The sequence below is a fragment of the Streptomyces avidinii genome (assembly GCF_014650695.1).
Lineage (GTDB): Bacteria > Actinomycetota > Actinomycetes > Streptomycetales > Streptomycetaceae > Streptomyces > Streptomyces avidinii.
Genome location: NZ_BMVL01000004.1, coordinates 78,044 through 96,841, shown reverse-complemented (window position 1 = coordinate 96,841; position 18,798 = coordinate 78,044). Strand labels below are relative to the sequence as shown.

At 73.1% G+C, this 18,798-nt stretch carries 20 protein-coding genes; 10 read left to right on the top strand and 10 right to left on the bottom strand.

The window, feature by feature from the left end:
* Window positions 1–54 precede the first annotated feature (54 nt).
* The 4 genes from msrB to IE257_RS11530 all read right to left on the bottom strand — a co-directional run bounded on the left by msrB (window position 55) and on the right by IE257_RS11530 (window position 3,340).
* Complete coding sequence (msrB, locus tag IE257_RS11545) at window positions 55–462, bottom strand: peptide-methionine (R)-S-oxide reductase MsrB (RefSeq protein WP_079406460.1); 408 nt, start codon at window positions 460–462, stop codon at window positions 55–57.
* A gap of 23 nt (window positions 463–485) precedes the next feature.
* Window positions 486–1,883 (bottom strand): UDP-N-acetylmuramate--L-alanine ligase, encoded by a 1,398-nt coding sequence (gene murC, locus IE257_RS11540; RefSeq protein ID WP_189967518.1) that lies wholly within the window; start codon window positions 1,881–1,883, stop codon window positions 486–488.
* 58 nt (window positions 1,884–1,941) lie between these two features.
* A complete protein-coding gene (locus IE257_RS11535; RefSeq protein ID WP_189967516.1) occupies window positions 1,942–2,409 on the bottom strand; it encodes an indole-3-glycerol phosphate synthase in 468 nt (155 codons plus the stop codon).
* Window positions 2,410–2,557: 148 nt separating this feature from the next.
* Window positions 2,558–3,340 (bottom strand): pyrimidine reductase family protein, encoded by a 783-nt coding sequence (locus tag IE257_RS11530; RefSeq protein WP_189967514.1) that lies wholly within the window; start codon window positions 3,338–3,340, stop codon window positions 2,558–2,560.
* A gap of 84 nt (window positions 3,341–3,424) precedes the next feature.
* Between IE257_RS11530 and zapE the strand changes: the two genes are divergently transcribed.
* Both zapE and IE257_RS11520 read left to right on the top strand, forming a co-directional pair.
* Window positions 3,425–4,480: a cell division protein ZapE gene (gene zapE / locus IE257_RS11525; protein WP_372453179.1), complete on the top strand. Its 1,056-nt coding sequence runs from the start codon at window positions 3,425–3,427 to the stop codon at window positions 4,478–4,480.
* Between the two features lie 62 nt (window positions 4,481–4,542).
* On the top strand, window positions 4,543–4,968 hold the full coding sequence (locus IE257_RS11520; RefSeq protein ID WP_189967510.1) for an OsmC family protein: 426 nt from the start codon (window positions 4,543–4,545) through the stop codon (window positions 4,966–4,968).
* Window positions 4,969–5,037: 69 nt separating this feature from the next.
* Here the strand turns inward: IE257_RS11520 and IE257_RS11515 are convergent, their stop codons facing one another.
* Both IE257_RS11515 and IE257_RS11510 read right to left on the bottom strand, forming a co-directional pair.
* Window positions 5,038–6,150 (bottom strand): amidohydrolase family protein, encoded by a 1,113-nt coding sequence (locus tag IE257_RS11515; protein ID WP_229920282.1) that lies wholly within the window; start codon window positions 6,148–6,150, stop codon window positions 5,038–5,040.
* Between the two features lie 51 nt (window positions 6,151–6,201).
* Window positions 6,202–7,515 carry a cytochrome P450 family protein gene (locus IE257_RS11510; protein ID WP_189967509.1) on the bottom strand — a complete coding sequence of 438 codons (1,314 nt, stop codon included), beginning with the start codon at window positions 7,513–7,515 and terminating at the stop codon, window positions 6,202–6,204.
* A gap of 236 nt (window positions 7,516–7,751) precedes the next feature.
* Between IE257_RS11510 and IE257_RS11505 the strand changes: the two genes are divergently transcribed.
* From IE257_RS11505 to IE257_RS11490, 4 genes are all read left to right on the top strand, one after another.
* The gene (locus IE257_RS11505) at window positions 7,752–8,321 is read left to right on the top strand and encodes a hypothetical protein (protein ID WP_189967507.1); all 570 of its coding nucleotides are present in this window, start codon (window positions 7,752–7,754) and stop codon (window positions 8,319–8,321) included.
* 8 nt (window positions 8,322–8,329) lie between these two features.
* Window positions 8,330–9,715, top strand: coding sequence for an alkaline phosphatase PhoX (locus tag IE257_RS11500; protein ID WP_229920281.1), 1,386 nt, complete (start codon window positions 8,330–8,332; stop codon window positions 9,713–9,715).
* Window positions 9,716–9,779: 64 nt separating this feature from the next.
* Window positions 9,780–10,778 carry a PPK2 family polyphosphate kinase gene (locus IE257_RS11495; protein WP_189967502.1) on the top strand — a complete coding sequence of 333 codons (999 nt, stop codon included), beginning with the start codon at window positions 9,780–9,782 and terminating at the stop codon, window positions 10,776–10,778.
* A 104-nt stretch (window positions 10,779–10,882) separates the two neighbouring features.
* Window positions 10,883–11,752 (top strand): polysaccharide deacetylase family protein, encoded by an 870-nt coding sequence (locus tag IE257_RS11490; RefSeq protein ID WP_189968286.1) that lies wholly within the window; start codon window positions 10,883–10,885, stop codon window positions 11,750–11,752.
* A 14-nt stretch (window positions 11,753–11,766) separates the two neighbouring features.
* On the opposite strand, the gene IE257_RS11485 is transcribed toward IE257_RS11490, so the two are convergent.
* Window positions 11,767–11,958, bottom strand: coding sequence for a hypothetical protein (locus IE257_RS11485; protein WP_189967500.1), 192 nt, complete (start codon window positions 11,956–11,958; stop codon window positions 11,767–11,769).
* A gap of 268 nt (window positions 11,959–12,226) precedes the next feature.
* Between IE257_RS11485 and IE257_RS11480 the strand changes: the two genes are divergently transcribed.
* Genes IE257_RS11480 through IE257_RS11470 form a run of 3 tightly spaced genes read left to right on the top strand, consistent with a single transcriptional unit; the run spans window position 12,227 to window position 15,824 of the window.
* Window positions 12,227–13,576 carry a discoidin domain-containing protein gene (locus IE257_RS11480; protein WP_189967498.1) on the top strand — a complete coding sequence of 450 codons (1,350 nt, stop codon included), beginning with the start codon at window positions 12,227–12,229 and terminating at the stop codon, window positions 13,574–13,576.
* Window positions 13,576–14,841 carry an MFS transporter gene (locus IE257_RS11475; RefSeq protein WP_189967497.1) on the top strand — a complete coding sequence of 422 codons (1,266 nt, stop codon included), beginning with the start codon at window positions 13,576–13,578 and terminating at the stop codon, window positions 14,839–14,841. Before IE257_RS11480 ends, IE257_RS11475 begins: the two co-directional genes overlap by 1 nt.
* Window positions 14,838–15,824 carry a TolB family protein gene (locus IE257_RS11470; protein WP_189967495.1) on the top strand — a complete coding sequence of 329 codons (987 nt, stop codon included), beginning with the start codon at window positions 14,838–14,840 and terminating at the stop codon, window positions 15,822–15,824. The genes IE257_RS11475 and IE257_RS11470 overlap by 4 nt, the downstream gene beginning before the upstream one ends.
* On the opposite strand, the gene IE257_RS11465 is transcribed toward IE257_RS11470, so the two are convergent.
* From IE257_RS11465 to IE257_RS11455, 3 genes are read right to left on the bottom strand one after another with little or no spacing between them, the layout of a single operon-like run.
* Window positions 15,821–16,471, bottom strand: coding sequence for an ABC transporter (locus IE257_RS11465; protein WP_189967493.1), 651 nt, complete (start codon window positions 16,469–16,471; stop codon window positions 15,821–15,823). The genes IE257_RS11470 and IE257_RS11465 overlap by 4 nt on opposite strands.
* The gene (locus tag IE257_RS11460; RefSeq protein WP_189968283.1) at window positions 16,468–17,277 is read right to left on the bottom strand and encodes an ATP-binding cassette domain-containing protein; all 810 of its coding nucleotides are present in this window, start codon (window positions 17,275–17,277) and stop codon (window positions 16,468–16,470) included. The genes IE257_RS11465 and IE257_RS11460 overlap by 4 nt, the downstream gene beginning before the upstream one ends.
* Window positions 17,274–17,948: an AIM24 family protein gene (locus tag IE257_RS11455; RefSeq protein ID WP_189967492.1), complete on the bottom strand. Its 675-nt coding sequence runs from the start codon at window positions 17,946–17,948 to the stop codon at window positions 17,274–17,276. Before IE257_RS11455 ends, IE257_RS11460 begins: the two co-directional genes overlap by 4 nt.
* Window positions 17,949–18,019: 71 nt before the next feature.
* Between IE257_RS11455 and IE257_RS11450 the strand changes: the two genes are divergently transcribed.
* Window positions 18,020–18,772 (top strand): aminoacyl-tRNA hydrolase, encoded by a 753-nt coding sequence (locus tag IE257_RS11450; protein ID WP_189967490.1) that lies wholly within the window; start codon window positions 18,020–18,022, stop codon window positions 18,770–18,772.
* Window positions 18,773–18,798 lie beyond the last annotated feature (26 nt).

Genomic DNA, 18,798 nt, shown 5'->3' with positions numbered 1-18,798 from the left:
CGGTGGCGGCCGTCCTGTCGTGCGTTCCCGGGGCAACGGCCGCGGGCCGCGGCGTCAGCCCTCCGTCGGGGTCAGGCGCAGGGAGATGCTGTTGATGCAGTACCGCTGGTCCGTCGGGGTCGGGTAGCCCTCACCCTCGAACACGTGGCCGAGGTGGGACCCGCACTTCGCGCAGCGGACCTCCGTGCGGACCATGCCGTGCGAGGTGTCCGCGATCAGTTCGACCGCGTCGGTGTCCTTCGGGTCGAAGAAGGACGGCCAACCGCAGTGCGACTCGAACTTCTCCGACGAGCGGAACAGCTCGGACCCGCAGCCGCGGCAGGAGTAGACGCCCTCCGTCTTGGTGTCCGTGTACTCACCGCGGAAGGCCGGCTCGGTGCCCGCCAGGCGCAGTACCTGGTACTCGGACGGGGTCAGCTCCGCCTGCCACTGCTCGTCCGTCTTCTCGACCTCGTACGACATGACTCTCCCGCTCCCTGTGGCCTTCAGCTCGACAGCCGGGCGAGGATGGCCGGACCGAGGTCCGTGACGTCTCCCGCGCCCATGGTGAGAACGAGATCACCGGGCTTGGCCATTCCCGCGATGGCGTCGGCGACGGCCGCCTTGTCGTGCTCGGGGGTGACGTCGGCGCCCGCCGACCGGGCGGCCGCGATGATGAGCTCGCTGGTGACGCCGGGGATCGGGTCCTCGCGGGCCGGGTAGATGTCCAGGACCAGGGAGGCGTCGGCGAGCGCCAGCGACTGGCCCATCTCCTTGCCCAGCTCCTGGGTGCGGGAGAAGAGGTGCGGCTGGAAGACGACCAGGATCCGGGCGTCCCCGGCGGCTCCGCGGATGGCCTCCAGGTCGGCGGTCATCTCGGTGGGGTGGTGCGCGTAGGAGTCGACGACCTGGACCCCGGCGGCCTCGCCCTTGAGCTGGAGGCGGCGCTTGACGCCGGTGTACTTGCCGAGGGCGCTCGCCAGGTTGTGGGCCGGGATGCCGAGGGCCACGCCCGCGGCGAGGGCCGCCACGGCGTTGTGCGCGTAGTGGCGGCCGGGGACCGAGACGGTGAAGGTGAGCATCCGGCCGTCCAGGATCACGGTGACCTCGCTGGTCAGACCGCGCGGGGTGATCTTGGTGATGCGGACGTCGGCGCCCTCCTCCTCGCCGTACGTGACGACGGTGAGGCCCTCCTTGCCGGCGACCCGGCGGGCGATCTCGGCCGCGCCCTCCTGGCCGTGGGCGACGACGAGGGTGCCGCCCGGCACGACCTTGCCGACGAAGGTCTCGAAGGACTCGTAGATCTCCTCGATGGAGGCGTAGTTCGCGTGGTGGTCGAGCTCCGCGTTGAGGATGATCGCGACCTGCGGGGTGTACTTGTGGAAGGTGCGGTCGCTCTCGTCCGCCTCGGCGACGAAGATGTCGCCCTCGCCGTGGTGGGCGTTGGAGCCGGGGGCGTCCAGGTCGCCGCCGATGGCGTAGGAGGGGTCCAGGCCCAGGGCCGAGAGGGACACCGCCAGCATCGAGGTGGTGGTCGTCTTGCCGTGCGTGCCGGCGACGGCGATCGGACGCAGCCCGTCCATCAGGGCGGCGAGGGCATCGGAGCGGTGCACGACGGGGATGCCGAGCTCGGCGGCACGGGCCAGCTCGGGGTTGTCGGCGCGGATGGCGCTGGAGACGACCACGCAGGTGGAGTCCGCGGCGAGGTTCCCGGCCGCGTGACCGCCGTGGACGGTGGCGCCGTGGGCGCGCAGCGCCTCGGCGGTCTCGGAGTCGCCGCGGGTGTCGCTGCCCGCGACCTGCGCTCCCCGCTGGGCCAGGATCTTCGCGATGCCGGACATGCCGGCGCCGCCGATACCGATGAAGTGGGGCCGTTCCATCGCGGTCGGCAGGCCGGGCTTCATTCAGGTCGCTCCAGGATCGTGTCGTGCGGGTGCGCGTGAGGCTCTGACTGGCCCCAGCCTATTCGTTGTGGGCGAAGAGCTTGAGCACGGGAACGCCGACCTTGTGGCGGGCGCGGGAGGCCCAGTCCCGGTGGAAGAACTCCTCCACGAAGTGCGGGGCGGTCAGGACGATCACCTCGTCGGCGCCGTGCTCGTCGACGACGCTCTTCAGTTTGTCGAGCGGGTGGTCCTCGATGATCTGCCCGACGGCTTTGGCGCCCTTGGCGCGCAGCGCGTTCAGGGAGTGCGCGAGGGCCTGCGCGGCGGGGCCGAGGGCGTCGTCGCCCTCGGGTTCGTCACCCTCGTGGATGGCCTCGGGGAGCTCACCGAGCGCTACGTCGTCGATGGCGCGCAGCAGTCGGTCCTGGTCGCCCCGTGGTTGCATGAGGACGATGAAGGAGACCGCGTCGTCCCCGTGCAGGGTGGTGACGAAGTCCACGTCCACCGCCGTCAGCGGCTGCTCGATCATCAATACGCTCGTGAACACGGACGCCCTCTCCTTCATGGGCCGAGGCCGGCCGGCCGACCCCTGCGGAAACCATCCTGCCCCGCTGTCGCACGGGGCCCTGCGCAGACATACCTGCCCAGTTATGTGCCCAGCGGAAGCAAAGCGGAACGACAAATTCCGGGCCTTGTCAGATCCGACGGTAGCTCGTGAAGAGGAACCCGGCCTCTTCCAGTACGCACGCGGGCGCGAGCCGGTGCGGAACCGTGACGGAAGGGCCGCCGGCGATCCGCTGGGCCCCGCCCGCCGCGAGCATCGGGGAGATCGTCAGGCACAGCTCGTCCAGCGCGTCGGCGGCCACGAACTGGCCCAGCAGCCGGGGCCCGCCCTCGGTGAGCTGGCGGCGCAGCCCGCGCGCGGCGAGCTCCCGGACCGCCCGGGCGGTGTCCACGCCCGCGCCCTCACCGGCCACCACGACCTCGGCGCCGGCCCCGACCGCCTCGGCCACCCGGGCGGCGGGCGCGGCGGCTCCGGTGACCACCAGGGTCGGCACCAGCGGGGAGGTGAACAGGGGCAGCGAGAAGTCCAGGTCCAGGCTCGCGGTGACCACCGCGATGGCGGGCGCCGGGCCCTGCCCGGAGGCGGCCCGGCGGGCGGCGAAGGCCTCCCGGGCACGGGCGGGGCGGTAGCCCTCCTGGCGAACCGTTTCCGCGCCGACGACCACCACATCGGCCAGCGCCCGCAGGGTGCCGAAGATCCGCATGTCGGTCTCGCCGGAGATGGGCTGAGAGCGTCCGTCGTGCTGGGCCGCCCCGTCCAGGGTGGAGACCATGTTCGCCCGGAGCCAGTGGCCGTCCGCCGCGAGCTCCGGGTACGCGTACGCCTCCGCCAGCTCGTCGAGCGACCACTCCCGGTCGGCCGGATCCCGGGGCGAGGCTGATGTCTGATCGGTCACAGGGAACAGGCGTCGCATCGGTGCAGTGTGCCACGCCCCGTAGAGTTAAGAGCTGTGTCAACATCTCTCTCCACCTCCGGTTACACCTCCGGCCGGCCTCATATAGCCGACGCGGGCCCCCAGGCCCTGTGCGCGCGCGAGCCCCGGGTGCCCGCCGAGCGACTGGTGGCCGAGATGGTGCCGCCGCCGCGGTTCGACTCGGTGCGCTTCGACACCTACAACCCGGACCCGACCCAGCCGAGCCAGTCCGAGGCCGTCACCGTCCTGAGCGGCTTCGCCGCCGGTCTGGGCGGTGCGCACGCCAGTGGCTCCGGCAGGAAGCGCTGGTTCTCGAAGAAGCCGGCCGCCCCGGCCGGCCCGCGCGGGGTCTACCTCGACGGCGGCTACGGCGTCGGCAAGACCCACCTGCTCGCCTCCCTGTGGCACGCCACCCCCGCCGAGCCCGCGCTCAAGGCCTTCGGCACCTTCGTGGAGCTGACCAACCTGGTCGGCGCGCTCGGCTTCCAGCAGACCGTGCAGACCCTCGGCGGGCACCGGTTGCTGTGCATCGACGAGTTCGAGCTGGACGACCCGGGCGACACCGTCCTGGTGTCCTCGCTGCTCAGCCGCCTCGTCGAGCAGGGCGTGGCGCTCGCCGCCACCTCCAACACGCTGCCCGGCAAGCTCGGCGAGGGCCGCTTCGCCGCCGCCGACTTCCTGCGCGAGATCCAGGGACTGTCGGCGCACTTCCGGCCGCTGCGCATCGACGGCCAGGACTACCGCCACCGAGGTTTGCCCCAGGCCCCGGCTCCGTTCTCCGACGAGCAGGTCACCAAGGCCGCGTACGCGACCGAGGGCGCGAGCCTGGACGACTTCCCCGGGCTGCTCGAACACCTGGCCAGGGTCCACCCGAGCCGCTACGGCGCACTGACCGACGGCCTCACGGCCGTCTGCCTGACCGGCGTCGGCCCGGTGCCGGACCAGTCGACGGCGCTGCGGCTGGTGGTGCTGGCCGACCGGCTGTACGACCGCGAGGTCCCGGTCCTGGCCTCAGGGGTCCCCTTCGACAAGCTGTTCAGTGAGGAAATGCTGAACGGCGGCTATCGCAAGAAGTACTTCCGCGCCATATCGCGGCTCACCGCGCTGGCACGCGACGCGAAGCCCCTGGTCTCCCAGTAGGTTTGGGGACGCCGGGCCCTCTCGGGAGCCCGGCCGTTTCCCACATCTTCGAAGGGATCACCATGGCCACCACGCGTCACGCGCACACCGTCTGGGAAGGCGACCTGCTCAAGGGCAAGGGCGTCGTCACCCTCGACTCCTCGGGCCTCGGCTCGTACGACGTCTCCTGGCCCGCCCGCACCGAGGCCGCGAACGGCAAGACCAGCCCGGAGGAGCTGATCGCCGCCGCCCACTCCAGCTGCTTCTCGATGGCCCTGTCCCACGGCCTTGCCGGCGCGGGCAACCCGCCCACCCGCCTGGAGACCAAGGCCGACGTCACCTTCCAGCCCGGTGAGGGCATCACCGGCATCCACCTCACGGTGGAGGGCGAGGTCCCGGGTCTGGACAACGACGGCTTCGTCGCCGCCGCCGAGGACGCCAAGAAGAACTGCCCGGTCAGCCAGGCGCTGACCGGTACGACGATCACGCTGAGCGCCAAGCTCGCCTGATCGGCGCCGCTACGGCGACGGGGGCGCGGTCCGCACGTGGACCGCGCCCCCGCCCGCGCCCCGCCCGTGTCAGGTGGTCGCCAACTGCGGGATCAGGCGCCTCGCGTTGTCGTGGTAGATCCCCTGCAGCTGCTCCGGAGTGAAGGCCGGGTCCGCTTCGAGGGCGGGGAGCGCCAGGTCCGTGACCGTGTCGGCGGGAGCGGCCGGCCAGTCGGTGCCGAAGAGGATGTGGTCGGCCGGCACGTGCTCCAGCAGGGTCGCGGCGGGCGCCATGGGACCTGCCGTGTCGTAGTAGAAGCGGCTCAGGTGGTCGCGGACGGCGGCGGGTTCGACGCTCGGTTCGCAGAACCGCCCGAGGGCCTGCAGACGCGTCGCGATGTACGGCAGGAAGCCGCCGGCGTGGGGCAGGACGACGGAGAGGTCCGGGAAGCGGTCCAGCGTCCGCCTGCTGATCATGTTCACGGCGGCCCGCGTGGTGTCCAGCAGGAAGTCGCACATGAAGTTCGGGATGCCCGGAACCGTCGACGCACCGGGGCCACCGGCCGCGCCCGGCCCTGCGGGCGGGCCGTCCGGAAGGTTGTGCGGGTGGGTGTCCACCACGGCGGAGTAGTCGTTCAGCTCGTGGAACAGCCGGTCGTAGGCGGGATCGCCGAGGTAGACGCCCCCGTAGTTGGCCGTCACGTTCACGCCGACGGCGCCGAGCTGCCCGAGCCCGCGGCGCACCGCCCAGGACGACGCCTCGGGGTCGTCCAGGAACAGCGGCACGTAGTACGAGAACCGTCCCGGGTGCGACTGGGCGACCTCGATCATCGACTGCAGCGTGATGTTGATGGCTTCCCGCAGCTGCGCCGACGAACGGTAGCGCGCGGGCAGCATCGGCTTGAGGACGGCGGTGGTGATGCCCGCGTCGTCCATGAAGCGGATCGCCTCCCCGGTGTCGAGCCGGGTCCACGGGGGCAGCCGTTCCGGCTTGATCAGTCCGTGGTGCGCCGCCCAGTCGCGCCATTGCGGCGCGCAGAAGTGATGATGCATGTCGATCTTCGAATGGACCGCGCCGGCCACGTCCTGCGCGCCGGGCACGGAGGAGCCGTGCGCGACCCGGATGACCTCGCTGGTGCCCACCGCAGCAATGCGCAGTTCGTCCGCCGGTGTTCCCAGGAGGCGTACCGGGGAGGTACTCACGGAATCCGTCATGCCAATCCACCGCCCATCGGGTCTGGGTTGCTTTCCGGGTTACTTTCCTGAGGCCACGGAGGCCAGGGACGCCTCGCCCGGGTCTCCGTCGGGGCGCGCGGGCTCCAGGACGATCCGGAGGTGTTCGAGGCCGCGGAACGCCGGCACCGGCCCCTTGAGCCACGCCCTCCCGGTCTCCTGCGCGTCGGCGAGTTCCATGTCCGGGAACTCCCTCAGGAGGCAGCCGAGCGCGATCTCGAGTTCGAGCCGCGCCAGGGGCGCCCCCAGGCAGTAGTGGGTCCCGTGCCCGAAGCCCAGGTGCGTCCCCTGGAGGCCTTCGCGCGTCACGTCCAGCTCGTCGGGCCGGTCGAACTTCTCGGGGTCCCGGTTGGCCGAGGAGATCGCGATCTGCACGAGGGAGCCCTCGGGGATGAGCGTGCCCCGGATCTCGGCGTCCTGCGCCGCGTACCGGAAGGTCGAGGTCTCCACCGATCCCTCGAAGCGCAGCATTTCCTCGACCGCGCGCGGGACGAGCGCGGGGTCCTTGCGGAGCATCGCCGCCTGGTCGGGGCGCAGCAGCAGGTTGAGGACGGAGTTCCCGATCTGGTAGGCGGTGGTCTTGTGGCCGGCGAAGAACAGGACCCACAGCGACGCGACCAGTTCGGGGTCCTCCAGCCGTTCCTCCGCCTGGAGCAGGTCGCTGAGGAAGGAGTCCGACGGGTGGTCGCGGGTGTCCGAGATGAGCCGCTCCAACCGGTGCTGCAGGCGCTCCTCGGCGGCCTTCAGCTCCGCCCTCCTGCTGGGATCGAACCGGGAGCGGGTCACCACCGCGAACTGCTCCAGGATCTCCGGGCGGTCCTCCTGCGGGATGCCCATCAGTTCGCACAGGACCGCGACGGGCAGAGGGAAGGCGAAGGAGGCCATCAGGTCGACCGTGCCCGCCGTGCGGCATTCGCGAAGGATCTGCTCCGCGATCGCGGTGATCCGCGGGCGCATCTGCTCCACCCGCCGGGGGGTGAAGGCGCTTCGCAGGATGCGCCGCAGCCGCGTGTGCCGGGGCGGGTCCGAGAAGAGCACGTTGTCGTCGAGCGCGTCGAAGAAGCTGCCGTACACGGCGTGGTAGGTGTCGATGGCGCCGTGCATGTTCTTGCTGAACCGGGGGTCCGACAGTGCGTCGCGGGCGTCGTCGTGACGGGTGATGAGGTACGTGTCGATCCCGTGGGGAGGGGTCAGCCTGCACACCGGTGCCTGCTCGCGCAGGGCGGCGTAGAGGGGGTGGGGGCACTGCCGGTACTCCGGCGCGCCCCTGGACACGGCCGAGACGATCTCGTGCAGCTCTCCGCCGCCGTTCGGTGCCGCATCCTGCTGCGCCATGGTCCGTACCCTCCGTCGCACTCGCCTTCTGGGGACATCACCGGTTCCCCGTACGGATGCCTCGCGAAACGGCGGCCTTCCCGTTCGAGTGAGCCGGCCGCGGCGGTGGCCGGGAGGGGTCCGGTCGGCCGTCAGCCGATCGGCGGTCGTCCGTCCGGGCCGAGTGTGTGGCGGGCGCGGCGGCCCGGGGAAGGGCTGCAGGTGCCCCCCGCCAGCCCGTCACAAGGAGCCCGCGCATGGCCCGCCGTCTCGCCCCGGCCCTCACCGCAGCCGCCTCGCTCGCCCTGGCGGCCCTCGCCGCTCCCTGCGCCCCGCCCGCCGCGGCGGACCCCGGCCCCGGCCGGGCCCTGGGCGACCGGGCCCTCGTGTACGCGGCGACCGCCAGGTTCCAGGTGCACGCCAACGCGGTGGCGGCGGGCTACAAGCCCGACCAGTACTGCGTCGTCGACAAGGCGGGCACCGGCGCGCTCGGTTACCCGCACTTCAATCACAAGTACGACAACTCCGTCGACCCGGCGAAGCCCGCCGCGCTGTTCTACGAGGACGACGGACGCGGCGGCAAGCGACTCGTCGCGGTCCAGTGGCTGGTCTACGACCGCGACCAGAAGGTGACGACGGACGACGACCGCCCCACGATGTTCGGCACCGCTTTCCAGGGCCCCCGGCCCGGCAACTTCCCCGGTCAGCCGGTGCACTACGCCCTGCACATGTGGCTCTGGAAGAAGAATCCCGGCGGCCTCTTCAAGACCTTCAACCAGGCGGTGAACTGCCTCCCGGGCACCACCCGCCCCAAGCCCGCCGCCTGATGCCACCCGTGCGGCCGCCGGTGTCCGTCACCCGGCGCAGCCTGCTCGCCGCGGGCACGATCGCCTTCAGCGGGGCGCTCGGCGCGCTGTTCGCCGGTGGCGACGCCCGGGCCGCCCGTGCCACCCGCGCTCCTCGGGCCCCCCGGACCGACCGCGGGTACGGGCCGCTGGTGGCCGATCCCCGCGGGCTGCTCGACCTGCCCGCGGGGTTCACGTACCGGGTGCTCTCCCGGGCCGGCGCTCCGCTGCGCTCCGGTGAGGGCACCGTGCCCGCCAACTGCGACGGCATGGCCGCCTTCGACGCGGGCGGCGGCCGCGTGCGGCTGGTCCGCAACCACGAGAACCGCACCACCGCGGCCCTGCGCGTGCCCGCCGTCCCGCGGCTCACCTACGACCCGCAGGCCCTCGGCGGCTGCACCGCCCTGGAGCTCGACGCGGCCGGGCGGGTCACGGGCGAGCGGGTCGCCCTGGCCGGCACCGCCGTCAACTGCGCGGGCGGCCGCACCCCCTGGAACACCTGGCTGAGCTGTGAGGAGACCGAGGACCGCGCGGGCACCTCCGGCTACACCCGGGACCACGGCTACGTCTTCGAGGTGGACCCCGCCGACCCGAACCGCTCGGGGGCGGTCCCGCTCACCGCGATGGGCCGCTTCGCCCACGAGGCCGTCGCCGTGGACCCGTACCGCGGGGTGGTCTACGAGACCGAGGACGCCTTCGTCCGGCCCTTCGGGCTGTTCTACCGGTTCCTGCCGGAGCGGCCGCTCGGGGGGCTCGGCTCGCTGCGGGCGGGGGGCCGGCTGGAGGCCATGCGGGTCCCGGGGCTGGCGGACCTGTCGGTGGTGGACGAGCCGGGGGCGCGGTTCCCGGTGGAGTGGGTGCCCGTACCGGATCCCTCGGCGGCCGGAACACCGATCCGGCTCCAGGACTTCGGACCGGGCGCGATCACCCACGCCCAGAAGCTGGAGGGCTGCTACTGGGGCGACGGCGGAGTCCACTTCGTGTCGAGCTTCGCCCGGAGCTCCGAGGGGGCGGCGGCCGACCACCACGGGCAGGTGTGGTTCTACGATCCGCGGCGCTCGGTGCTGCGGCTGGACGTGGTGTTCGGCCCGGCCGCCGACATCGCGCTGCCCGGGGACTCCCCCGACAACATCTGCCTGGCCCCGGACGGCGGGCTGATGGTCTGCGAGGACGGCGGCGGGGCGCAGTACGTCTTCGGGGTGACGACGGGCGGCGAGGTCTACCCGATGGCCCGCAACGCCGAGGACATCGGGCGGCCCGGGGCCCCGGAGTGGGGGGAGTTCGCCGGGGTCACCTTCTCCCCCGACGGGCGCACGATGTACGTGAACGCCTACACGCCCGGCACCACGTTCGCGGTGACGGGGCCCTGGCACTGACCTCGCGCTCCTGTTCGGTCTGCTGGAAGATCGTACGGAACCGACGGGATTGGGGTGGTCAGCGATGGCCGGGAAGCAGAACGAGAAGCGCGACGGGAAACGGAAAGCGGCGAAGCCCGAGAAGCGGGAGAAGAAGCAGGAGGACTCCGCGAAGGGCGTGCAGGCCGGGAAGGCCGGGAAGGCCGGGAAGCGGTCCGGGGCCGACGGCGCCGGGGCCCGTCCGCTGCGCGAGCTGCTGCGCGTGACCCCGGGCGACCGGCCGGACCTGAGCCGCCTCGACCCCTCCGCCACCCCCGGCGGCCCCGGCGGCCCCGGCGGCAAGGCGGCCGGGCTGGCGGCCACCGCCCTGCTGGCGCAGCCGCTCGCCTCCCTCCAGGAGCGGCTCTACGCGGCCAGCACCGCCGGGGACCGCCGCCGGGTGCTGCTCGTCCTCCAGGGCATGGACACCAGCGGCAAGGGCGGCACGCTCAAGCACGTGATCGGCATGTTCAACCCCTCCGGCTGCCGGATCAAGGCGTTCAAGTCGCCCACGGCCGAGGAGCTGAGCCACCCCTTCCTGTGGCGGATCAAGCAGGAACTCCCCCTCCCGGGCGAGATCGGCATCTTCGACCGGTCCCACTACGAGGACGTACTCATCGCCCGGGTCCGCGAGCTGGTGCCGCGCAACCGGGTGCGCGCCCGGTACGCCCAGATCAACCGGTTCGAGAAGGCCCTCGCCGACGACGGGGTGACCGTGGTGAAGGTCTTCCTCCACATCGGCCACGAGGAACAGCGGCGGCGGCTCCTGGAGCGGCTGGACGATCCGGACAAGCACTGGAAGTTCAACGTGGGCGACATCGAGGAGCGCACCATGTGGCCCGCGTACCAGGAGGCGTACGAGGTGGCGCTGGAACGCTGCTCCACGGAGGCGGCGCCCTGGTACGTGGTGCCCGCGGACCGCAAGTGGTACCGCAACTGGGCGATCAGCACCCTGCTGCGGGAGCACCTGGAAGACCTCGATCCGCGGTATCCGAAGGGGGAATTCGACATCGAGGAGTGCCGCAAGCTGCTGCTGGCGGGGTGAGTTCCGCCCGACCGCCTGTCGTTCATTCTTCTCATCAGTTAGTCATATAGTTTGCGTACGTGACCAATTCCGTACGAAAAGTAGCTGCTGCAGCTGCCACGGCGATGCTCGGCGCCGTCCTCGCGGGATGCGGGGGCGGCGCCGGCGCGCCGGACGCCGGCCGCGAGGCCGCCCGTATGGGCACCCCCGCCGCCCCGGGCTCCGCCTCCGCGTCCACGTCTCCTTCGGCCTCCGGATCGCCCGCCGCCGCCCCGCAGGCCGGTGCGCCCGCCAAGCCCCCGACCATGGCACCGGGCCCGAACGGCCTGACCCCCGTCTTCGAACGGGCGAAGCAGCAGACGGACAAGACCGTGGCGCTGACCTTCGACGCCGATATGACCTCCGATCAGGGGCCGCGCGCCGAAGGCGGGGAGCACTTCGACAACCCCGCGCTGATCTCGACCCTGCGCACCCTGAAGGTGCCGTCGACGATCTTCATGACGGGCCGCTGGGCCGAGGAGTACCCGGACCAGGCGAAGTCGATCGGCACCGACCCGAACTTCGAGATCGCGAACCACTCGTACAGCCACCACGCCTTCACGTCCCCCTGCTACGGGCTTCCCGCGCTCGACGCCGCGGCCGCCCGCGCCGACGTGGACCGGGCCTTCGCCGCCTTCCGGCAGGCGGGCGCCGTCAACACCGTCCCGTACTTCCGCTTCCCCGGCGGTTGCTACGACGACCAGGCGCTGCGGGCCGTGTCCACGGCCAAGGTCACGGCCGTCCAGTGGGACGTGGTCAGCGGGGACGCCTTCGCCAAGGACCCGGTCGCCGTGGCCGAGCAGGTGCTCTCCGGGGTGAAGCCCGGTTCGGTGGTGGTCATGCACTGCACCCGCAGCGCCGCCCCGGTCACCGAGGAGGCCGTGCAGCGGATCGTCCCGGAGCTGCGCAAGCGCGGCTACCGCTTCGTGAAGGTCTCCGAGCTGATCGGCAAGTAGGAGCTGGAGACCGCCTAGCCGGAGCAGGCGGTGCGCTGGGCGTCCTGCCACTCGCACACCGGGCAGAGCACCACGCCCGGGGTCGCGACCCCGTACTCGGTGGGCTTGCCGCACTCCAGGCAGTCCGCGTAGGGCGGTCCCGGCACCCGTCCGGCCGGGGCGGCTGGAGCCGGGCAGTACGACGGGGTCTCGTCCGACGGGTCCATACCTGCGAGCCTACCCGCCGGGGGCGCGGAACCGCTGCCGGGAACGGCCTCGCACCACTGCCGTCCGCACACTGGTAGGAAAGTTTCCTTCCTGTTAGTGTCCCGGGCGGCGGCTCGGCGCGGTGCCCACCCCCACGGGCATGACGCGCTCAGCGAGAGAGCTCTGACCCGGCCGCCGTGGCGCCGTCCCCTGCCCGCCCGCGGGCGGGTGCGGCGCCCCGCGCCAGTGTCCAGCTCTCACCGCCCCTCAAGGCAGGGAGTTCCAGGTATGCGCCTGAACGCCTCCGCTCATCCCCCGCTGTTACGCGGCGGACTCCGCACCCTCCTCCTCACCGGCGTCGCCGCACTCGCGCTCGTCGGCGCGCTGCTCATGGCCTGGCCCGAACGGGCCGGGGCCGCCACCGATCCCCTCATATCCCGCGGCAAGCCGGCCACCGCGTCCTCCACCGAGAGCTCCTCGCTCTCCGCGAAGAACGCCTTCGACGGCGACCCGGCCACCCGCTGGGCCAGCACCGAGGGCAAGGACCCCCAGTGGATCCGGGTCGACCTCGGCTCCCTCGCCACCGTCTCGCGGGTGCGCCTCACCTGGGAGGCGGCCTACGCCCGGGCGTACCGCGTCGAGGTGTCCGCCGACGGCGCCGCCTGGACGGCGCTCGCCACCGAAGCCGCCGGCAACGGCGGCGTCGACGACTGGACCGGCCTGTCCGGCAAGGGCCGGTACCTGCGCGTCCAGGGCACCGCGCGCGGAACCTCGTACGGCTACTCGCTCTTCGAGGCCGAGGTGTACGGCGCCGTCGACGGCGGGCCGCCGCCCGGCGGCTCCTTCACGGTCGTCGCCGCCGGTGACATCGCCGCGCAGTGCACGGCGTCCGACAGCGGCTGCGCACACCCCAAAACGGCCGCGCTCGCCCAGCGGATCGACCCGAAGTTCTACCTGACGATGGGCGACAACCAGTACGACGACGCCCGGCTGTCCGACTACCGCGCCTACTACGACAAGAGCTGGGGCGCCTTCAAGGCCAGGACCCGCCCGGTCCCCGGCAACCACGAGACGTACGACCCGGCCGGCCCGCTCGCCGGGTACAAGTCGTACTTCGGGAGCATCGCCTACCCCCAGGGCAAGAGCTACTACAGCTTCGACGAGGGCAACTGGCACTTCGTCGCCCTCGACTCCAATTCCTTCGACCAGGCCGCCCAGCTCAACTGGCTGAAGGCCGACCTCGCCGCCAACACCAGGCAGTGCGTCGCGGCCTACTGGCACCACCCGCTCTACTCGTCCGGCGGACACGGCAACGATCCCGTCTCCAAGCCGGTCTGGAAGATCCTGTACGCCGCCAAGGCCGACCTGGTCCTGAACGGGCACGACCACCACTACGAGCGGTTCGCCCCGCAGAACCCCGAGGGCCGGGCGACCACCGACGGGATCGTGGAGATCGTCGGCGGGATGGGCGGCGCCGAGCCCTACCCGATCGAGGAGGTCCAGCCCAACAGCCAGAAGCGCATCAGCGGACCGTACGGCGTGGTGAAACTGGACTTCACCGACTCCGGCTACGGGTGGACCTACGTCGCCACCGACGGCCAGGTCAAGGACACGAGCCCGAAGTACAGCTGCCACTGATGTACCTGGCCGCCAACGGCCGCCCGGACGCGCCGCCCCGCACCCCAGGGGCCCGGCGGCGCGTCCCCGCCACCGTCCTCGCGCTCGGCGCGGTCAGCCTCGTCACCGACGTCTCCTCCGAGATGGTCGCGGCGGTACTGCCGCTCTACCTCGTCCTCGGCCTGGGCCTGACCCCCCTCCAGTTCGGCTTCCTGGACGGCATGTTCAACGGGGCCACCGCACTCGTACGGCTGCTCGGGGGCCGGCTCGCCGACCGCCGCGGCCACCACAAGCGGGTCGCCGGCGCCGGGTACCTGCTCTCCGCGCTCTCGCGGCTCGGGCTGCTCCTCGCCGGGAGCGCCACCGGCGCGATCGCCGCGGCGATCGCCGCCGACCGGCTCGGCAAGGGCATCCGTACCGCACCGCGCGACGCCCTGATCTCGCTCAGCGGGCCCCCGGAGACCCTCGGCCGGTCCTTCGGCGTGCACCGCGCCATGGACACCACGGGTGCCCTGCTGGGGCCGCTCGCCGCGTTCGCCGTGCTGTGGGCCACCGCCGACGCCTATGACGCGGTGTTCGCCGTCAGTTTCTGCATCGGCCTGCTCGGCGTGCTCCTGCTCGTGGTGCACGTCCCGGCCGCGCCCGGTCCGGCCGCCGCGGCGCCCCCCGCGCCCCGGGCCGCCCCACCGCGTCCCTCGGTCCTGCGCGATCCGGCCTTCCGCCGCGTGCTGTACGCCTCGGCTGTACTCGGCGCCACCACCATCGGCGATGCCTTCCTCTACCTGCTGCTCCTGCGCGGACTCGACCTGCCGCCCGCGCTGTTCACACTGCTTCCGCTCGGGGCCGCCGCCGTCTACCTGCTGCTCGCCGTCCCCGCGGGCCGCCTCGCCGACCGCACCGGCCGCCGGACGGCCTTCCTGATCGGGCACGCCGCCCTGCTCGGCGCGTACGTCCTGCTGCTCGCCCCCGTCTCCCCGCCGACCGTCGTGGGGGTGCTCGCCCTGCTGGGCGTCTTCTACGCCACCACCGACGGGGTCCTGATGGCGCTCGCCGCGCCCGCGCTGCCCGTGGCCGGCCGGGCGGGCGGGCTCGCCGTGCTGCAGACCGGCCAGGCGCTGGCCCGGCTGCTGGGCGCCGCCGGATTCGGGGCGGCCTGGACCCTCTGGGGGTCCGGGCCCGCCCTCTGGACCGCGGCCCTCGCGCTGGCCGGGGCGCTCGCGGCCGCCTCGCGCATCATGCCCGCCGACCTGCCCGCCACTTCCCCGACCGCACCGGAGGCCCCGTGAACTCCCTCTCCCGTCGGCTCCGCCTCGCCCTCACCGTCACCGCGGTCCTGCTGCTGGCGGGCGGCTCGCTGGGGTACGTACTCCACGCGCGGCACCGCGAACGGCCGCCCGGGCAGCAGGCCGACGCCTCCTTCCGGATCGAGGAACCGGGCCTCTACTTCCGGGACACGGCCGGCGGGCGGGTCGCGCGCCAACCCGGCTCGGGTCTGCCCCGCGTGACCGGCGGCCCGTCCTGCGACCGCTTCCACACCGCCGGGGACCACGCCCTGTGCCTGCGCAAGCTGCCCGGGGTCCCGGCCCGTACCGAGGCGCTCGTACTCGACCGGGGGCTGCGGGAGATCCGCAGAGTGACCGTTCCCGGCATCCCGAACCGGGCCCGCGTCTCGGCATCGGGCCGGATCCTGTCCTGGACCACCTTCACGACCGGGGACTCCTACAACACCGCCGCGTTCTCCACCCGGACGGCGATCCTGGACCTGCGCACCGGCTACCTGATCAAGTCGATCGAGCAGATCCCGCTGACCCTCGGCGGGGCCCGTCACCACGACTCCGACGTCAACTACTGGGGCGTGACCTTCGCCGCCGACGACAACCGCTTCTACGCCACCGTCTCGACCCGGGGCGCCACCCACCTGGTCGAGGGCGACCTGCGCGCCTGGTCGGCGAAGGCGCTGCGGGAGAACGCCGAGTGTCCCTCGCTGTCCCCGGACGGCGCCCGCATCGCCTTCAAGAAGAAGGTCTCCGACGACCTCCGGGCACCCTGGCGGCTGTACGTCCTGAACCTGGCGACGATGCGCGAGCAGCCACTGGCCGAACCGCACAGCGTCGACGACCAGGCCGCCTGGCTCGACGACTCGACCCTCGCCTACGCCCTGCCCGGACAGGACGGCCGCGCGAGCGACATCTGGTCGGTCCCGGCGGACGGCACCGGCCCACCCCGTCTCCTCGCCCCGGGCGGCTCTTCCCCCGCGAGCGTGCGCTAACTCCTGCGCGCGGCGGTCAGGCTGGCCGCCGCGCCTGCCGCGGCGGCCAGCAGCAGCGCACCCGCCAGGGGTGCGAGCGGCAGCGGCGCCGTTCCCGAGCGGGCCGCGGTGACCAGCGCGGACACCGCGCCGCGGGCCGGGGAGAAGGCGAGCAGCCAGGCCAGCAGGGAACCGAGGGTCCCGGCCAGGACGGCGTAGCCGCGACGCCGGACCAGCGGCCGGCTGCACAGGGCGCCCACGGCCGCGCCGGTCAGGGCGCAGGCCGCCACCGCGAGGGCTCCGGCGAGGGCGGCCGGGCCGGCGCCGGCTCCGGCCCGGTCACCGATCAGCAGGGCCACGGCAGCAGCCGCGGCTCCGGCGAGCAGCGCCCCGGCCAGGCCGGTGAGCAGGGCCGCCGCGTGCACCCGTACGGGCCCGGCCGCTGCGGCCGTGCAGTCGCGGGCCGCATCGGGTTCGCCGGTCACGGAGATCCGGACCAGCCAGGCGGTGGTCGGGACCAGGCCGGCGGCCGCGAACCCGAGGGAGTCCAGCGCCGGGTCGCCCGGGCGGATCCCGGCGGCCACGAAGGCGGCGTACGTGATCAGGGGCGCGAGCCATCGCTGCGAGCGCAGGAGCAGGGCGCCCTGGTAACGGAGCAGGGCGGTCACCGGAGTTCCTCCACGGTGCGGATGTGCCAGGGCGGCCGGGCGGTGAGCAGTTCGCGCAGGAGGGCGTCGGAGTGTTCGGCGTCCACGGTGAGCAGGACTCCCCCGCCGGGAGCGGGCGCGACGCCCGGGCCCGGGGGCAGCGGGCCGCCGGGCGGACCGACCGCGTGGATCCGTACGCGGGGTCCGGCCGTAACGGAGCCGGGGACGAGGGTCCCGCCCTCGATCCGGTGGTGGGCGTCGGCAGCGCCCGCGAGCCGCCGCGGGTCGTGGTCGACGAACACGACGGTGCCTCCGGCGGCGGTGCGCTCGGCGACGGCGCGGTCCAGTTCGGCCCGGGCGGGAGCGTCCAGGCCGGTCCACGCCTCGTCGAGGACGAGCAGCCCCGGTTCGGCGAGCAGGGCCTGGGCGACGGCCACCTTCTGGCTGCTCCCCTTGGACAGTTCGACCATCGGGGTGCGGGCGTACGCGGCGGCGCCGAACCGCTCCAGCCGGTCGGCCGCCCGGCGGGCGGCCTCGGCGCGCGGCAGTCCGTGCACCCGCCCCAGGTGGGTCAGGTAGGAGGCGGCCGTGAGCGGCAGCGCCGCCGGGAAGCGTTCGGGAACGTAGCCCGTGCGGGGCGGGCGGCCCGTGATGCGCCCCTCGGTCGGGGCGTCGATCCCCGCGAGGAGCCGCAGCAGGGTGGACTTGCCGCCGCCGTTGCCGCCCTCGATCCGTACGAGGGCGCCGCGCGGGAGTTCCAGGGTGATCCCCCGCAGCACCCAGGGCCGGCGCCGTCCGTAGCGGCGGCCCACACCGGTCAGGTTCAGTGCGCGGCCGCCGTCTCGGTGGCCTCGCTCGGGCGGACGATGACGAAGCCCTCGCCGCTCAGCTTCAGCTGGACCGCCTCGCCGGAGCCGCCGCGGATCATCGAGCCGACCGACTGGGAGCGGTGCAGGCCCGTCTCCAGCTGCGCGCTCCAGCCGACCACCGCGTCCGTGTCCACGTAGACCGGTGCCTGCGCGGTGACGGGGATGATGATCGGGTGGCCGTCGCAGACGACGGCGAGCTTGCCGGTGCCGGTGAAGAGGCTGTTGAAGAGGCCGCCTCCGGTCATCCCGGCGCCCTTCACCATCTTGATCTCGTAGGACAGGGTGGTGTCGAAGCAGAGCACGTTGCGGCCGTTGATGGTGAGGGCGTCACCCGGCTCGAAGTCGATGACGAAGCAGTTGCCGGCCCGGTGGGCGAACCAGGCCTCGCCCTGGCCGCGTACGGACATGAGCGCGAGGCCCTCGCCCGTGACGGCGCGCTTGAGCATGCCGCCTATGCCCTGTCCCTTGCGCTCGAACTGGAGGTTGCCGCGGAAGGCGACCATCGAGCCCTGGCGGGCCAGCATTTCACCGTTGACGTTGTACTTCACCGACTTGGCGTTCTGCAGGCTCATACCGGGGGCGACGGCCGCCTGGGCCAGGTTCTCGGATGCGAAAAGGTCACTCTTCATGGCTGCGATCCTCACCCGGGCCGCCCACCCGGGGCGTCATCCTGAAGGTGGAGGCTGGCATCCTTGGCGGGATGAGCAGCCAGCACACCAACGACATCTCCGACGTCCCCGCGGTCGGCGAGGACAGTCCCTTCCGGCAGGAGCACGTACGGCGCGACGAGGCCCCGCAGTTCGTGCTGCCGCTGGTGGTGCGGATCGAGAAGGCCGAGCCGCCCGCCCGGACCGACGCCCTGGAGACGGCGGCCCGCGCGGTGCTGGTCCTGCTCACCGACGAGCGGGCGCAGGGCGAGGGCGAGTGGGCGGCGGCGGTCCGCGACTGGCAGGACGCCCGGATCCGCAAGGTGGTCCGGCGGGCCCGCGGGGCGGAGTGGCGCAAGGCGGAGACCCTGCCGGGCGTCACGGTCCACGGGGCCGCCGCGCAGGTACGGGTCTTCCCGCCGGTGCCCCTCGACGGCTGGCCCAAGGAGCTGGCCAAGCTCCAGGTGTCGGGCACCGATCTGGACGACCCGGAACCGGTCGCCGCGGCCACGGAGCCGGACCTGCCCGTACTGTGGCTCAACCCGGGCCTGGACATGTCGGCCGGCAAGACCATGGCCCAGGCCGGCCACGCGGCGCAGCTGGCGTGGTGGGAGCTGACGGGGGCGGAGCGGGCCGCCTGGCAGGAGTCCGGTTTCCGGCTGGCGGTGCGGACGGCCCCGCGGGAGCGGTGGGCGGAGCTGAGCGGGAGCGGGCTCCCGGTGGTCCGCGACGCCGGGTTCACCGAGATCGCGCCGGGCAGCGCGACGGTGGTCGCCGACCATCCGGCGCTGCGGGCCCGGCTCTGACAGCTGGGCTCCGACAGCCCGGCTCC

Excerpts from the sequence above, each read along its gene's own strand:
- msrB (WP_079406460.1), bottom strand. The coding sequence starts at position 462 with ATGTCGTACGAGGTCGAGAAGACGGACGAGCAGTGGCAGGCGGAGCTG.
- murC (WP_189967518.1), bottom strand. The coding sequence starts at position 1,883 with ATGAAGCCCGGCCTGCCGACCGCGATGGAACGGCCCCACTTCATCGGT.
- IE257_RS11530 (WP_189967514.1), bottom strand. The coding sequence starts at position 3,340 with ATGCGACGCCTGTTCCCTGTGACCGATCAGACATCAGCCTCGCCCCGG.
- IE257_RS11520 (WP_189967510.1), top strand. The coding sequence starts at position 4,543 with ATGGCCACCACGCGTCACGCGCACACCGTCTGGGAAGGCGACCTGCTC.
- IE257_RS11510 (WP_189967509.1), bottom strand. The coding sequence starts at position 7,515 with ATGGCGCAGCAGGATGCGGCACCGAACGGCGGCGGAGAGCTGCACGAG.
- IE257_RS11505 (WP_189967507.1), top strand. The coding sequence starts at position 7,752 with ATGGCCCGCCGTCTCGCCCCGGCCCTCACCGCAGCCGCCTCGCTCGCC.
- IE257_RS11495 (WP_189967502.1), top strand. The coding sequence starts at position 9,780 with ATGGCCGGGAAGCAGAACGAGAAGCGCGACGGGAAACGGAAAGCGGCG.
- IE257_RS11490 (WP_189968286.1), top strand. The coding sequence starts at position 10,883 with ATGCTCGGCGCCGTCCTCGCGGGATGCGGGGGCGGCGCCGGCGCGCCG.
- IE257_RS11485 (WP_189967500.1), bottom strand. The coding sequence starts at position 11,958 with ATGGACCCGTCGGACGAGACCCCGTCGTACTGCCCGGCTCCAGCCGCC.
- IE257_RS11480 (WP_189967498.1), top strand. The coding sequence starts at position 12,227 with ATGCGCCTGAACGCCTCCGCTCATCCCCCGCTGTTACGCGGCGGACTC.
- IE257_RS11475 (WP_189967497.1), top strand. The coding sequence starts at position 13,576 with ATGTACCTGGCCGCCAACGGCCGCCCGGACGCGCCGCCCCGCACCCCA.
- IE257_RS11455 (WP_189967492.1), bottom strand. The coding sequence starts at position 17,948 with ATGAAGAGTGACCTTTTCGCATCCGAGAACCTGGCCCAGGCGGCCGTC.
- IE257_RS11450 (WP_189967490.1), top strand. The coding sequence starts at position 18,020 with ATGAGCAGCCAGCACACCAACGACATCTCCGACGTCCCCGCGGTCGGC.